This is a genomic window from Streptomyces sp. NPDC018833, assembly GCF_044390825.1.
Classification (GTDB): Bacteria; Actinomycetota; Actinomycetes; order Streptomycetales; family Streptomycetaceae; genus Streptomyces.
In genome coordinates, this window is the sequence record NZ_JBIRZM010000002.1 from 664,892 (window position 1) to 679,709 (window position 14,818).

Consider the following 14,818-nt stretch of genomic DNA (forward strand, 5'->3'; position numbering starts at 1 on the left):
CCTTTCTCCGTGGCTGCTTGCTTCCGCTCCGGTATGCGCTTCGGTCCGTCGGTCATCGATAGTCGGCCTTCGAGGTGACACTCTGGGAAGTGGAGACCCGCCCTCCGGCACGGTGGCTCTCTGCACGACGGGAGCGGTTGATGGCACGCAGCGATCAGACGAGTCCTACCGCCACTCAGACCCATCACGGAGCCCTGACAGGGCGCCACAGCGACCTTCGCGTTCTTGGTGGACGTGCGGATAGAACTCCACCAGGCGCGTGAGTCAGCCAGGGGGCGGCCAGCGGCCTGATGACGACGTGGACGAACTCCGGACCACGACTGCGGCGGGTCTGTCGCTGGACGAGGCCGCCCGCCGACTGACTCGCCACGGGCCCAACGCGGTCCCGGAGGAGCCGCGGACCCCCGTGTGGCGGCGGGTGCTGCAGCAGCTGCGCGACCCGCTGATCCTGGTACTGCTCGTGGCCGCGGCTCTGACGATCGCCACCGGTGATCTCACCGATGCCGCCGTGATTCTGCTTGTGATCACCGTGAACACCGTGGTCGGCGTTGTGCAGGAGGTACGGGCAGAAGCCGCGGTCACGGCCCTTTCCGCCATGAGTGCCCCCGCCGCCAGGGTGGTGCGGGACGGCGAGGAACGTTCCATCCCGGCTGCCGAGGTGGTGCCCGGTGATCTGGTCCTGGTGGCCGAGGGCGACATCGTTCCGGCGGACGGAGACGTACAGGCCGCCGCGTTGCTGCTGGCGGATGAGTCCTCGCTGACGGGCGAGTCCGTTCCGGTGGAGAAGGCTCCTGACACAGACCCCTCGCGCGGCACGGTATCGGCAGGCACCGTCATCGTCCGTGGCCGCGGCCGCGTCGCGGTCACCGCCACCGGAGCCGGTAGCGCCCTCGGCCGGATCGCTTCTCTCATGGGCGCCGTGCCCGGACTGACTCCACTACAGCGTCGGCTGGCGAGGTTCGGCAGGGTTCTCGCAGCCGTCATCGTGGCACTGTGTGCCCTGATCCTCGCTGTCGGGCTGGTACGAGGACAGCCCGTGGAGCTGATGATCGTAGCGGCGATCAGCCTCGCCGTCGCAGCCGTGCCGGAATCCCTCCCCGCCGTCGTGACGCTCGCTCTCGCGCTGGGTGCACGGCGGATGGCGGACCGGCATGCCATCGTCCGCAGACTGCCCGCGGTCGAGACTCTGGGCTCGGTGACCGTGATTGCCACCGACAAGACCGGCACGCTGACCGAGGGCCGGATGGCGGCGGAACAGCTGTGGACGCCACGGGGACAGGCCGCAGTCGTGGGTATGGGGTATGAGCCCGAGGGCCGGGTCGTTCGTGACGGCGAAACGGTCACCGCGGCCGCCGCGCCCGATCTGGCGGCGTTGCTGTGCGTCGCGATGCTGTGCAACGACGCGGCGCTTGAGCCTCCGCCGGAAGGCGCTTCGGAGTGGCGTGCGCTGGGCGATCCCACGGAGGCCGCCCTGCTCGTGGCCGGGAGCCGACTCGGGCTGGACCGGGCCGCGTTGGACCGCGAGCTGCCGCGCGTGGAGGAGATTCCGTTCGACAGCGGCCGCAAGCGCATGACGACCGTGCACCGTCGGCCGCAGGGCGGACTGCGGGTCGCGTGCAAAGGAGCGCCGGAAGCGGTGCTCCTGCCGCAGGTCCTGGCCGACGGCCCCGAGGTGCTCGCCCGGGCGGCGGCGCAGGCGGAGGTGCTGGCACGCAGCGGGTACCGCGTACTCGCCATCGCCTCTGCCGATCACGAGCAACGCGCAGAACAGCCCCGGACTTGGGAATCGGGCCTGACGCTTCTCGGCCTCGTCGGCATCCTGGACCCGCCCAGGAGCGCCTCGGAGACGACCATGACCGCCTGCAAACGAGCGGGCATCGCCCCCGTACTCATCACCGGCGACCACCCGCTGACCGCAAGGGCCGTGGCCGAGCGCCTCGGAATCGCCTCCAGCGACGCGGAGGTCACCACCGGCGACCGGATCCGGGAAGGTACAGCGGGCGACCTGACGGGCGTACGGGTCTACGCCAGGACCACTCCCGAGCAGAAGCTGGACATCGTGCAGGCCTGGCGCGGGGCAGGGCACGTGGTGGCGATGACGGGGGACGGCGTCAATGACGGCCCGGCCTTGCGCCGGGCCGACATCGGCGTCGCCATGGGCAGGCGCGGCACCGAGGTCGCACGCCAAGCCGCAGATCTCGTCCTCGCCGACGACAATCCGGCCACCATCGTGTCCGCCGTCGAGGAGGGACGCCGCGTTTACGCGAACGTACGCCGGTTCCTGCTCTACGGCCTCGCCGGGGGCACCGCGGAGATCCTCGTCATGCTCCTGGGACCTTTCCTGGGCATGCCGCTGCCACTGCTGCCTGCACAGATCCTGTGGATCAACCTGCTCACGCACGGCCTGCCCGGTGTCGCTCTCGGTGCGGAGCCCGTCGACCCGCACACGATGCGCCGTCCTCCCCGCCCTCCCTCGGAAAGCGTTCTGGGTGCCGGTCTCTGGCCTCGGATCCTTTTCATGGGAGCCTTCGTCGCCACGGTGACCCTCGTGGTCGGCGTCTGGGCCCGGGAGACCGGACGGCCCTGGCAGTCCATGGTGTTTCTGATCCTCGGCGCCACGCAGCTCGGCGTGGCGCTCGGCTCCCGGGCCCGACCGGGCAGCCTGGCCAACCCGTTCTTGCTGGTGGCTGTGGGCGCAGCCCTGAGCCTCCAGGCCGCCGGCATCTATCTGCCGCCCTTGCGGGAGCTGCTGGGAACGGAGCCACTCCCGCCCAGCGACCTGGCGATCGCCGCCGCGGTGTCCGGCCTCGGCCATGTCGTCATGCGCCTCCAGGCCCGGCTGAGACCGGAACGCCCATCGCTCGTGGGCCCGCAGGAGGCAAAGAGCATTGAACCCAGCCCGCGCACGGGAGACGCGAATGATCAGTGAGGCTTCGGGGTGAGCAGCGGCCAGGTTGCGGTGGCAGTCTTGAGGTATGGGCAGCCTGAGCGTTGCCCAGCAGGTCGGGCTTTCTGGAGGGAGGGGCGATGCCGGGCCAACCTCTTGATGACAAGACCGTGGCATCCCTTATCGGCGACGCCGTTGCGGCCCCTTCGTTGCACAATGCGCAGCCCTGGCGGTTCCGCTACTTCAAGGAGAGCCGCACGTTCCACGTCCTGGCGGATCGGGGGCGGGCTGTGCCGCATGTGGATCCCCAGGGGCGTGCGCTCCACATCAGCTGTGGTGCCGCGCTGCTGAATCTGCGTGCTTCCGCAGCCCGTGCCGGCTGGGACGCCAAGGCGATGTTGCTGCCCGCGCCCGCGGATGCCGATCTGCTGGCCACGGTGCAACTGCTCTTTCCGCTCCAGGCCGATGAAGGCCTTGCCAGGCTGTATCCCGCGATCAACAGCAGGCACACCAGCCGGTTCCCCTTCGAGGAGACGGACATTCCCCCAGCCGTGCAGAGCGCTCTTCAGGAGGCCGCTGCATCGGAAGGGGCCCGTCTGCAGTTCCTCAGTTCAGCGCATCTGGACACCGTGCTGGAACTCGTCGAGGAAGGAGAGAGTCTTGACCTCTGGGATTCGGGTGTGCAGGAGGACCTGGCGCGCTGGACCCGTACCGACGCGCAGGCCGAGGCGACGGGAGAGGGAATTCCGCAGTACGCCTTCGGCCCGCGGAAACGAAGCGGCCGTGCTGCGCTGCGTGACTTCGCGGGCCACGGCACCGTGGCCGATAGAGACACCGCGGACTTCGAGACCTCGCCCAATCTGGCCCTGCTGAGCACGGCCGAGGACCGGCCGACAGAGTGGGTGCGTGCCGGTCAGGCCCTGGAGCGCGTCCTACTGCTGGCCACACTCGAGGGTCTGTCCAGTTCCTTCGCCACGCAGCCGGTGGAGCGGTCCGAACTGCGGTGGGCACTGCGCGATCCGGTACACGGAGTTGGAGCAGTGCAGATGGTGCTACGGCTCGGCTACGGCCCCCCGGGCCATGCAACACCCCGACGCCCCGTGTGGGAGGTGCTCGACATCGGAGTGTGATCGGAAGCGCGTGTGGTCGAGTGTTCGCCGATCTGGACAGAAGATTCCGCCTGTGGTGCTGACTGATGCCGAGCGCGGGTGATGTTGCAGTCGTATGTGTGTCGTCCTTCAAGTGCCCAGTCGCTGACCCTGCGGTAACGGATCGTGAGCCTCCACCCCCCTTGGCGGCGAGTTCGTGCCGGTCCTGCAGCCCGACGGACTGGCCTGCCCCACGCCAGCAGCAGTGTTAGGCGGAACGCAGGTCGCTCGGGACGCGGCGGGTTGAGATGCCGTCCTGCCGCTGGACAGGGAGCGCGTAACCGGGGCACCGGATGCTCTTGCATCCGGATGAAGCGTCCCTGCCAGGTGTGGTGCCAGACCGCAGGGGTGCGGCGCTGACCGAGAGCACGCCGGCGGCGTTGTCGCCACGCAGAGTGCGTGTAGTAGCCGGGGAACGTCTCGGAGTCAGCTGCGTGCAGTCCCGGACGGGTCCCGCGGCCACCTCTCGGCGATCCGCGCGCCCTGGCCGGGCTCGAATGTCGCGACGGCAGGCCAGCCCGCTCGGGCACGTTGTATCCACTCAGTGGCTTCTTGATCCCTCGCCGCTCACGGCGGCTTTGCCGGCATGCGTGCCGGATGCGATGAACCCACACTGGCCTTACGGAGTTCCGGTTGGGATGGGCTGATTCTCTGGGCTTCCCCGCGCGGATCTCGAAACTCGAAGGAGATGGCCATGACCACTGCACGAGAGATCATGCACTCCGGTGCCACCTGCATCCAGGAGCATGAAACGCTGGAGGCCGCGGCCCGCAGGATGAAGGAGCTGGACGTCGGAGCCCTCCCGATCTGCGGCCCGGACGACCGGCTCCACGGGATCGTCACCGACCGTGACATCGTGGTGAAGTGTCTGGCCAAGGGCAAGGACCCGAAGACCATGACCGCGGGCCAGCTCGAGCAGGGCAAGCCGATCACGATTGACGCCGAGGCCGACACGGACCAGGTCCTGCGGGCCATGGAGGAGCACAAGATCCGGCGGCTGCCGGTCATCGAGAACCGTCGTCTGGTGGGCATGATCAGCGAGGCGGACCTCGCACGTCGTCTGCCGGAGGATCAGGTGGGGCACTTCGTCGAGGTTGTCTGCGCGGCGAAGTGAGTTCGGCCGGGCCCGTGCCGACCACGGCCGTCACTGGAAGGCGGCGTGGATTTCGTGTTCTGTGGCGGCGTGGGAGACGACGAGGAGTTCGTCGCCGGGCTGGAGCCGCATCTCGGGGGCAGGAACGGTGGGTTGGCCTTCCCGGATGACGGTGGCGATGACGCTGCCTGTGGGGAGGGTGATCTCGGCGAGCGTGTGGCCTGCGGCGCGGGACTGCGGTGTGATGGCGGTTTCGATCACGTCCACGCCCGCTTTGCTCAGACGCAAGAGGGCCACGGTGTCGGTCGCGCCGGTGGCTTCCTCGATGAGGGAGATGAGGGGCGTGGCCGCGGGGACTGCGGTGTCGACGCCCCAGTTCTGGTCGAAGAGCCACGCGTTCTCCGCGTCGTTGACGCGTGCCGCGACGCGGGGAACGGCGAACTGCCGCTTGGCCAGCAGGCTGATGACGAGGTTGTCCTCATCGTTGCCGGTGGCGGCGATGACGAGGTCGGCGGTGAGTGCGCCCGCGTGTTCCAGGAAGGCGGGCTCGCAGGCGTCCCCGGCGACGAGGCGTACGGGAAGGTGGCCTTCGAGCTCAACGATGCGGTCTTCGTCGATGTCGACGAGGGTGACGTCGTTGCGGGCGGCGGCGAGAACCTGGGCGATCTGGGTGCCCAGGCGGCCGGCGCCGGCGATGAGGGCCTTCATGACCCGAGCTCCTTGTCCAGAAAGCCGCGCAGACGGCCGAGGGCGGTGGCGGCGACGGCGAAGGTGACCAGATCGCCGGGCTCTGCCGGGGTGCTGTGCGCGGGCACGAGGGAGCGGCCTGCGCGGGTGACCTCCACGACCCGGATTTCGCCGTCGACGTCGAACTCGGTCAGCCGCCGCCCGTTGAGGTAGGCGGGCAGCTCGGACCGGACCAGCAGGGTCTCGCCGTTGCCGAAGGTGAGTTCGGGGGTGAGGTGCCGGTGCAGCAGCATCTGGTGGATCTGGTGCACCGTCCAGCGGACGCTGGCGATGGTGGGGATGCCGAGATCGCGATAGATGTCGGCGCGGCGGGGGTCGTAGATGCGGGCGAGGACGATGGGGACACGGTAGGTCTCCTTGGCCGTCCGCGCGCTGACGATGTTGCTGTTGTCGCCCGAGGTGATGGCGACAAACGCGTCCGCTTGCTCGATTCCCGCCGCTGCCAGTACGGCGCGGCTGTACGCGTTGCCCTCGTGGAACCGGCCGGGAAAGTTGTCGGGCAGATGCCTGCGCGTCTTGGGACTGCGGTCGATGAGCCGTACGTCGTGGCCTTCGGTGACGAGCTGGACGGCGAGCGTGGATCCCACCCGCCCGCAGCCCGCGATGATCACTCTCATCCGCCTTCTCCCTTTGCGCTCGTCGGCCGACGCCGGCGCAGCCACCACTTTCGGGTCTCCTCCGCGGACAGCAGCAGTGCCCCGAAACCGGCGAGGACGGCCCAGTCGGCGGCGTCCAGCGGCGCGGTGTTGAAGAGAGCCTGCAGCGGGGGCAGATAGCTGATGGCCGCCATCAGGGTGATGCCGAAGCATCCGGCGGCGATCAGCCACGGGTTGGACAGCAGCCCGATGCGGAACACGCTCTGCCGGTCGGTGCGCACCGCCAGCGCGTTGAAGAACTGGCTGAGCACGATCCCTGCCTGGACCATGGTGATCGCCTCGCGGTAGACGGGGTCGTCCTCGGTGAAGTCGGAGTAGGGGATTCCGGAGGCGTGGATGTGCCAGAAGAACACGGCGGTCACGCCGAGGGCCTGGATGCCGCCCAGGAACAGGATGCGTCGCATCACGGCGGTGGAGAAAAGCCGTTCGCGCCGGGATCGCGGCGGCCGGTCCATGACGTCGGGCTCGGGCGGCTCGGCGCCGAGCGCCAAGGCGGGCAGGACGTCGGAGCCGAGGTCGATCGCGAGGATCTGTACGGCGGTGATCGGCACCAGTGGGAACCCCGCGAACGTCGCGGCCACGATCGGCACGAGCTCTCCGATGTTGCTGCTGAAGACGTAGACGAGGAACCTGCGGATGTTCTGGTAGACCGACCGGCCGAGCCGCACCGCCACAGCGATGGAGGCAAAGGAGTCGTCCAGCAGCACCATCACTGCGGCTTCCCTGGCGACGTCCGTGCCGGAGGCGCCCATCGCGACGCCGATGTCCGCGTGCTTGAGGGCCGGGGCGTCGTTGGCGCCGTCGCCGGTGACCGCGACGACCTCACCGCTCCGCTGCAGAGTGGTGACCACCCGCATCTTGTGTTCGGGGCTGACCCGGCACAGCAGCAGCTCGCCCGAGGCGGCGAGCAGCGCGTCAAGGTCGTCGTCGTCGAGCGTGTCCAGCCGGGTGCCGGTCAGGACGACGGGCGCGGGCTGCCGCACGATCCCGACGCGGCGGGCGACGGCCTCCGCGGTCAGCGGATGGTCGCCGGTGACCATGACGATGCGGATCCCGGCCCGCCGGCAGGCGTCGACGGCGTCACTGACTTCCGGCCGCGGCGGGTCGAGCATGCCGGCCAGGCCCAGGAACGTAAGCCCCGATTCGACCTCGTCCCGGACTGCTCGGGAGTCGGCCAGGGGGCGCGATGCCGCCGCCAGTACGCGTAGCCCTTGGGAGGCCAGCTTGTCGTTGGCGGTGGTCACCGCGGCGCGAAGTTCGTCGGTCAGCGGCTGCCGCTCACCCCTCCAGTCGATGGTGGTGCAGCGGGCGAGGAGCTCCTGCGGTGCGCCTTTGACGTAGGCGCTGTACCCGTCGGAGGTCTTGTGCACGGTGCTCATCAGCTTGCGGGCCGAGTCGAAGGGGTATTCCGCCACCCGTGGCGCGGCCGCTTCCTCGGCGGCCAGGTCCAGCCCGGCCTTCGCCGCGGCGACGAGCAGCGCCCCCTCGGTGGTGTCGCCGAGCACCCGCCAGCCCTCGCGGTCCGACTGGAGGCGCCCCCCAGCGTCGATCTCTCTGGGCCTGACAGCCCGGGAGGTGCCCCCAGGGGGAGGGACCAGCCGGGCGTTGCAGCACAGTCCCGCCGCGTGGAGCAGTTCGCGCCCCGGCCCAGGATCGGCCACTTCGCCGACCGGCGCGTACCCCACGCCGGACACTGCATGTGACACGCCGCCGGCCCACACCTGGACGACGGTCATCTCCGCCCGGGTGAGTGTCCCGGTCTTGTCCGTGCACACGACGGTGGTGGAGCCGAGCGCCTCGACCGCCAGCAGTTGCTTGACCAGCGCATGCCGTCGGGCCATGCGTCGTACGCCGATCGCCAGCGACACCGACAGCGTCGCGGGCAGTCCTTCGGGCACGAGTGCGACCATGACCCCGAGGGCGAACACGAAGGTCTCGACGAACGGCTGCCCGGTGGGCAGGCGCACGGCGAACAGGGCAGCTCCGATCGCCAGCGCCGTGCCCGCCACCCGGCGGGCCATCAAGGCGACCTGGCGCTGCAGCGGGGTCTTCTGCCGCGGTGCCGCTGCGGCGAGCCGGAAGATGCGTCCGAACTCCGTTGCCGCACCGGTGGCGAACACCACGGCCTTTCCGGAGCCCGCGACGACATCGGTGCCCATGAAGACGCAGTTACGGGCCTGAAGCACCGGCCCGGCCGCCACCGGTTCACCGGTCCGCCCGACGGCGTCGCTCTCCCCGGTCAGGGCCGCGTTGTTCACCGAGACCTCGTGCGCCTCGGTGAGGCGGCAGTCCGCCGACACCGCGTCCCCGGCTTCCAGGACGACGACGTCTCCCGGCACCAGGTCACGCGCGGGCAGCTCCTGCCGCTCCCCGTCGCGGAGCACCCGGCAGGTGTGCGGCACCATCGCCTGCAGCGATTGTGCCGTCCGCTCGGCCGAGTACTCCTGTGCGAAGCCGATGGCGGCGTTCAGCACCACGACGCCCAGAATCGCCACGGCCAGCTGCAACGTGCCCGCCTCATGGGGATCCTGAAGGCTGTAGGCCAGGAACGTGATCGCCGACGCGACGAGCAGTACGACGGCGAAGAGATCGGTGAACTGTCCTGCGAGGTCGCGCCACAGTCCCGTCCGCCCTGCTGGCGGCAGCTCGTTGGGCCCGAACCGGTTCCGTCGCGCCGCCACTTCCGCTGACGTCAGTCCTCTCAGAGAGGTGTTCAGGGCGGTGAAGACGTCCCCGGTCGGCAGGGTCTGCACCGCAGGCCCGTGGGTCCCGCCCGGGGTGGCCGGCCTGCGTCCCCCGTCACCGGACGTCAGCACGGGGATTCCGGTACCCATCGTCGGCCACCTTCGCGGGACACGGTCATGGCGCGGCAAAGCGTACCGCGGTGACCTTGTACTCGGGGCAGGAGGTGACGGTGTCCGCGTGGTCGGAGGTGAGGCGGTTCACTCCGCTCGCCGGGAAGTGGAAGGAGCAGAAGACCTGCCCGGGCGCTGTCTGTTCGCTGATGCGGGCGGTGAGCCGGGCCTGGCCGTGCCGGCTTTCCACGATGACCGGCGTGCCGTCCCGCACGTCGTACCGGACCGCGTCGTCGGGATGGAGGTCGAGAAAGTCGACCGGATCGAGGGCGAGGTCGCCGCCGCGTCGGGTCATGCTGCCGGAGTTGTAGTGGGCCCAGCGCCGCCCGGTGACCAGGACCAGCGGATAGTCGTCGTCGGGCTGTTCACCTGGCGGGAGATAGGGGGCTGCGGCAAGGTGGGCCCGACCGTCCGGCGTGGCGAACCTCTCTGCGTACAGCTTGGCTTCTCCCGGGCGGCCGTGGTCCCGGCAGGGCCACGGGATCGCGCCCTCCCGGTCCAGGCGGTCGTGGGAGAGGCCGGCGAAGACGGGCGCGACCCGTCCGCACTCGGCCAGGGCGTCGGCAGGTGTCGGGCAGCCCAGGTCGATTCCCATCACCGCGGCGAGGGCGCGGACGGCGTCGAAGTCGCTCCGGGTCGCTCCTGGCGGGGGCACAGCGGGCCGGACCCGCTGGAAGCGTCGGTCGAAGTTGACGAAGGTGCCGTCCTTCTCCAGCCAGGAAGTGACCGGCAGCACGATGTCGGCGTGGCGGGCGGTCTCGGACAGGAACAGCTCATTGCAGACGACGAGCGGGCACGTGTCGAGGGCCTGGACCACCTTGTTGGTGTCGGGGTCGGTGGCGCAGACGTCCTCGCCGATGACCCACAGCGCCCGCAGATCCCCGGCGCGCGCCGCGGCGAACATGTCCGGGATCCGCAGGCCGGGGCGGTCCGGAACAGGTACGCCCCACACTGCCTCGGCCCGGGCTCGTACGGCCGGGTCGGTCACTTTCCCGTAGCCGGGCAGGAGGTCGGGCAGTGCGCCCATGTCGGAGGCGCCCTGGACGTTGTTCTGGCCGCGCAGCGGGTTGACCCCGTAGCCACGGTCGGTGCCCACGGCGCCGCGCAGGATCGCCAGGTTGGCCAGCGACCGCACCCCGTCTGTGCCGTGCAGGTGCTCGGTGACGCCCAGACCGTAGACGATCGCCGGGTGTTCGGCCCGCCCGTACAGGCGGGCGGCGGCGACCAGGTCGGCGGAGGGGACGCCGGTGATGTCCGCGACCCGGGCGGGCGGGTAGTCGTCCAGCAGCTCGGTGAGCTCCGGCAGGCCGGTGGCCCGCTCGCGCAGGAACTCCTCGTCGGTCAGTCCTTCGGCGAGCAGCACGTGCGCGAGCCCGTGGAAGAGGGCGACGTTGGTGCCGGGGCGGGGCCGCAGATGCACATCGGCATGGAGGGCGAGGCCGACGGCTCGGGGGTCGGCGACGACCAGCTTGGCCCCGTGCAGCACGCGCCGAAGCAGTCGCGCTCCGACCACCGGGTGGGCCTCGACGGGGTTGGCGCCGACCACCAGCAGGCAGTCGGACCGCTCCACGTCGTCGAAGCTGTCGGTGCCGCCGGACAGGCCGAAGGAAGCGGTCAGACCCGCGGCGGACGGCGAGTGGCACAGGCGCGAGCAGTTGTCCACGTTGTTCGTGCCGATGACGACCCGCATGAACTTCTGGACGAGGTAGTTCTCCTCGTTGGTGGCGCGGGCCGAGGAGATCGCCGCCACGGCGTCCGCGCCGTCGGCGTCGACGGCTTCGCGCAGCCCACGGGCGACATGGCCGAGTGCCTCGTCCCAGCCGACCGGCTCCAGGCGGCCCTCGCGTCGTATCAGCGGCTGGGTGAGCCGTTCGGGGGAGGTGAGGTATCCGTGGGCGAAGCGCCCCTTGACGCATGTATGCCCCTGGTTGACCGGGCCGTCCCGGGCGGGCAGTACCGCCGTGACTTCGCCGTCGCGGGAGACGACGTCCAGTGCACACCCCACGCCGCAGTAGCCGCAGGTGGTGCGTGTTACGGCCGCCGGGCGGCGGGCGGAGGTGAGCCCCCGTCCCGGGCCGGGCTCGGTGATCGCACCCGTGGGGCAGGTGTCGACGCAGCCTCCGCACGCCACACAGTCGGACTCGGCCCAGGGCCCGCCGGTCCCCGGGGCCACAACGGTGTCGGCGCCCCGGCCGACCAGGGTGAGGGCGAAGGTGCCCTGTACCTCGGCGCACATGCGGACACACCGGCCGCAGGCGATGCACAGGTCCCGGTCGAGGTGGACGTACGGGTGGGAGTCGTCACCGCCCCGGCCTCCGGCGCCGCGAGCCGCCTCGGGGCCGATGCCCATCGACCGGCAGACATGTGCGAGCTCGCTGGGGTTGTCGTCGGCGAGGGCACGGGACGGCAGGGCGGAGACGATGACCTCCACCGCGTCCCGGCGCAGGGCCCGCAGATCACCGGTGGCGGTTTCGACCCGGGTTCCCGATGCGGCCGGGGTGACGCAGGCGGCCGCGATCTGCCCGTTGGCGCGTACGAGACACGTGCGGCAGGAACCGGCTGGGCTGAGCCGGTCGTCGGAGCAGAGTGCGGGCAGCTCGACGCCAGCCGCCCGCACCGCCGTGAGCAGCGAAGCCCCCGCGGGCACGGCGACACCCGAGCCGTCGACTTCGATCTCGATCCGGGTCATGCTGCCCATCCCGCCAGTCGGTCCCCGTAGGCGTGGGCGAGGCTGCGTACGGCGGGTGGGATCCGCCGTCCGAAGGCGCACAGGCTCGCCTTGGCCAGGACACGTGCCAGCCGTTCCCACTCCTCACCCGGTGGGGCATCGGTGGACGCCAGTTCCAGGCCGCGCCGCGAACCCACGCGGCAGGGCGAGCACGCGCCGCAGCTTTCCGCGGCGGCGAACTGCCACACGTGCCGCAGCACGTCCTGCGGTGCCACGCGCCGGTCGAAGGCGACGAGACCGGCGTGGCCGAGGGCCGCGCCTTGGGCATCGAGGGCGGCAGCGGTCAGCGGTACGTCCAGCGCGTCGGGGGCGAGGAAGCCGCCCAGCGGCCCGCCGACCTGAAGCACGGCCAACTCGGCCCCGCCCTTCAGACCGCCGCCCAGCTCGGTGACGATCCGCTCCACCGGGGTGCCGAGCTCGACCTCGTACGCGCCGGGCCGCGCGAACCGCTCCGACAGGCAGACCAGCTTCGTCCCGGTCTCGTCGGCGGTTCCCCGCCGGGCGTACGCCTCACCGCCCCGGAAGACGATCCAGGGCACGGCCGCCAGGGTCTCGACGTTGTTCACCACCGTCGGCGCACCCCACAGCCCGCGCTGGGTCGGGTACGGCGGGCGCGGCCTTGCACAGCCCCGGTCTCCCTCCAGGCTCGCGATCAGGGCTGTCTCCTCACCCGCGACATACGACCCGGCGCCCTCCACCACCGTGACTTCCAGGGCCGTGGCCGTGCCGTGCGCGGACGGCCCGAAGTGCCCGTCGGCGTACGCCTGCCCGACCGCTTCCCGCATCCGCGCCAGCGCACGCGGATACTCCGAGCGCACCAGCACCACGCCCCGCCGGGCCCCGCACGCGAAGCAGGCCAGGGCCAAGCCCTCCAGCACCCGCTCCGGGTCCGCCTCCATCAGCAGCCGGTCGGCGTAGGAGCCGGGATCTCCCTCGTCTCCGTTGACCACCACCACAGTGCCTGGTGCCTGGCCGACCGCCTCCCACTTCGCAGCCACCCGGAAGCCCGCCCCGCCCCGCCCCCGCAGCCCAGATGCCGCCACCTCCCGCTGGACCTCGTCAGGAGTGCCTGCCGTCACCATCCGCGGCCACACCTGCCACGCGGGCTCACCAGCCACCACGCCCCCCAGCAGCACCGGGTCGCCCGTGTCGTCGGCCGCCGGGATTTCAGGCGCCCGAGGGGGCTCGCGCCCGGCGAGCTGATCGGCCAGCGTCGGGCCCGTGCAGGGTCTGTCCCCGTCGAGCGCGGCGGGGCCCGTGTAGCAGTAGCCCAGACAGCGGACGGCCTGCAGCGACGTCTCGCCGTCCGGTGAGACTGTGCCCGCGCTAACGCCCAGCTCGCGCTCCGCGTCGGCGAGATGCCGTCCACCCTGGGCGGAGAAGCACGCCGTCGCCGCACAGACCCGGAGGTGACGGCTGCCGTGCGGGGTGGTGAGGTCCGCGTAGTAGCCAGCCGGTCCGAGCGCGGCGGCAGCGGGCAGGCCGATATCGGAGGCGACAGCCGGAGCCCAGATCTCGGGGCTGTCCGCAGTCTCCGCCCTGGCCTCGGCCAGGGCCTCGATCAGCTGGTATCCCGGCCGCCCACGCCGGTCGGCCAGGGCCCGAAACGCGTCGAAACGGTCCGCAGGACCCACGGGAGCCATGACCTCATCGTGGAGGCCGCCGGACCATGCCGCATCCCGACGTAGGCCTGTGCGGGCGGCAGCGGACCCCTCGGTGGTCGGCAGCCGCAGCACGGGGCTTCGCCGGGCTCTGGTGGGGCCAACGGACGAGGCTCCTGCCGCTCTCGGCCCCGTCAAGTCCGCGCCAGGGGTGACCGGTCCAGGAGCAGGATGCCGGTCACGGCGGTGGCCGCTCCCAGCGCCTGTACGGTCAGCGCCCAGGTGGACGTGGCGAGCTGCTCGCTGAAGATGGCCACGCCGATCACCACGGCGCCGACCGGTTCCAGGGTGTCGATGATCGGCAGACTGATGGCCAGGGAGCCCGCCTGGTAGGAGCTCTGGGACAGGATCAGGCCCGTCATACCGACGACGATCAGCGAATACGGCTCCCAGTGGAACAGCGCGCCCAGGCCGTCGGCCCGGAACCGCCCGGCCGCGCTCTTGGTCAGGCTGTCGAGCAGCGCGAACAACAGTGCGGCACAGATCGCGTACATGGCCGTCCGCGTGGGCGCCCGGCTTCTCACCCCCGCCGGCACCAGAAGGGCCACCGCGCCACCGATGACCGCGAGCACCGGCAGCCAGTCACTCGGCGCCGGGACCGCTGTCCCTGCGTGGCCGGGCGGCAGCACCATCAGGAACATGGCCACACCCCCCGCCGCACAGACGATGCCGGTCGCCTCCGAGCGAGTCAGGGGCATTCCGCGGCGCCAGGCGAGCAGCGGCAGAGCGAAGACGAGATCGGTGGCCGCCAGGGGCTGGACCAGGACGAGTGGGCCGAATGCCAGTGCGAGGCCCAGCAGCACGTAGGAGGAGATGACCAGACCCATACCCGCCAGCCACTTCGGACGGCGGGCCAGGTCGAGCAGCAGCCGAAGCCGCAGCGATTCACGCGCGGGCGCCTCGCGCGCTGCCCGCTGCTGAACCACCGAGCCGACACCGAAGCAGACGGCGGACAGCAGGGCGGCCACCACCGCGACGGCGGTGATCATGTAGCAACCATCCCCACACGAGCGACGATGAGCGCATCCGACACGCGACGGCCG

At 71.0% G+C, this 14,818-nt stretch carries 9 protein-coding genes; 3 read left to right on the forward strand and 6 right to left on the reverse strand.

From position 1 onward, the window contains the following. Positions 1-298 precede the first annotated feature (298 nt). The 3 genes from ACH5AF_RS06825 to ACH5AF_RS06835 all read left to right on the forward strand — a co-directional run bounded on the left by ACH5AF_RS06825 (position 299) and on the right by ACH5AF_RS06835 (position 5,149). Entirely contained in the window at positions 299-2,929 is a 2,631-nt protein-coding gene (locus ACH5AF_RS06825; protein WP_398900357.1) for a cation-translocating P-type ATPase, read from the forward strand. A gap of 128 nt (positions 2,930-3,057) precedes the next feature. Continuing rightward, entirely contained in the window at positions 3,058-4,017 is a 960-nt protein-coding gene (locus tag ACH5AF_RS06830; RefSeq protein WP_398900358.1) for an Acg family FMN-binding oxidoreductase, read from the forward strand. Between the two features lie 712 nt (positions 4,018-4,729). Beyond that, complete coding sequence (locus ACH5AF_RS06835; protein ID WP_398900359.1) at positions 4,730-5,149, forward strand: CBS domain-containing protein; 420 nt, start codon at positions 4,730-4,732, stop codon at positions 5,147-5,149. A gap of 30 nt (positions 5,150-5,179) precedes the next feature. Here ACH5AF_RS06835 and ACH5AF_RS06840 read toward each other — a convergent pair whose 3' ends face one another. The 6 genes from ACH5AF_RS06840 to ACH5AF_RS06865 all read right to left on the reverse strand — a co-directional run bounded on the left by ACH5AF_RS06840 (position 5,180) and on the right by ACH5AF_RS06865 (position 14,764). Beyond that, entirely contained in the window at positions 5,180-5,836 is a 657-nt protein-coding gene (locus ACH5AF_RS06840) for a potassium channel family protein (RefSeq protein WP_398900360.1), read from the reverse strand. Further along, positions 5,833-6,492, reverse strand: a complete 660-nt coding sequence (locus tag ACH5AF_RS06845; RefSeq protein WP_398900361.1) for a potassium channel family protein — start codon at positions 6,490-6,492, stop codon at positions 5,833-5,835. Before ACH5AF_RS06845 ends, ACH5AF_RS06840 begins: the two co-directional genes overlap by 4 nt. Then, positions 6,489-9,365, reverse strand: coding sequence for a cation-translocating P-type ATPase (locus ACH5AF_RS06850; RefSeq protein WP_398900362.1), 2,877 nt, complete (start codon positions 9,363-9,365; stop codon positions 6,489-6,491). The genes ACH5AF_RS06845 and ACH5AF_RS06850 overlap by 4 nt, the downstream gene beginning before the upstream one ends. A 25-nt stretch (positions 9,366-9,390) precedes the next feature. Continuing rightward, the gene (gene fdhF, locus ACH5AF_RS06855) at positions 9,391-12,075 is read right to left on the reverse strand and encodes a formate dehydrogenase subunit alpha (RefSeq protein WP_398900363.1); all 2,685 of its coding nucleotides are present in this window, start codon (positions 12,073-12,075) and stop codon (positions 9,391-9,393) included. Beyond that, entirely contained in the window at positions 12,072-13,757 is a 1,686-nt protein-coding gene (locus ACH5AF_RS06860) for an NAD(P)H-dependent oxidoreductase subunit E (protein WP_398900364.1), read from the reverse strand. The genes fdhF and ACH5AF_RS06860 overlap by 4 nt, the downstream gene beginning before the upstream one ends. A gap of 152 nt (positions 13,758-13,909) precedes the next feature. Next, complete coding sequence (locus ACH5AF_RS06865) at positions 13,910-14,764, reverse strand: DMT family transporter (protein ID WP_398900366.1); 855 nt, start codon at positions 14,762-14,764, stop codon at positions 13,910-13,912. Between the last annotated feature and the right edge of the window lie 54 nt (positions 14,765-14,818).

What these genes read in the sequence shown, in the direction of transcription:
- ACH5AF_RS06835 (WP_398900359.1), top strand. Translation starts at nt 4,730, where the DNA reads ATGACCACTGCACGAGAGATCATGCACTCCGGTGCCACCTGCATCCAG.
- ACH5AF_RS06840 (WP_398900360.1), bottom strand. Translation starts at nt 5,836, where the DNA reads ATGAAGGCCCTCATCGCCGGCGCCGGCCGCCTGGGCACCCAGATCGCC.
- ACH5AF_RS06845 (WP_398900361.1), bottom strand. Translation starts at nt 6,492, where the DNA reads ATGAGAGTGATCATCGCGGGCTGCGGGCGGGTGGGATCCACGCTCGCC.
- ACH5AF_RS06850 (WP_398900362.1), bottom strand. Translation starts at nt 9,365, where the DNA reads ATGGGTACCGGAATCCCCGTGCTGACGTCCGGTGACGGGGGACGCAGG.
- fdhF (WP_398900363.1), bottom strand. Translation starts at nt 12,075, where the DNA reads ATGACCCGGATCGAGATCGAAGTCGACGGCTCGGGTGTCGCCGTGCCC.
- ACH5AF_RS06860 (WP_398900364.1), bottom strand. Translation starts at nt 13,757, where the DNA reads ATGGCTCCCGTGGGTCCTGCGGACCGTTTCGACGCGTTTCGGGCCCTG.
- ACH5AF_RS06865 (WP_398900366.1), bottom strand. Translation starts at nt 14,764, where the DNA reads ATGATCACCGCCGTCGCGGTGGTGGCCGCCCTGCTGTCCGCCGTCTGC.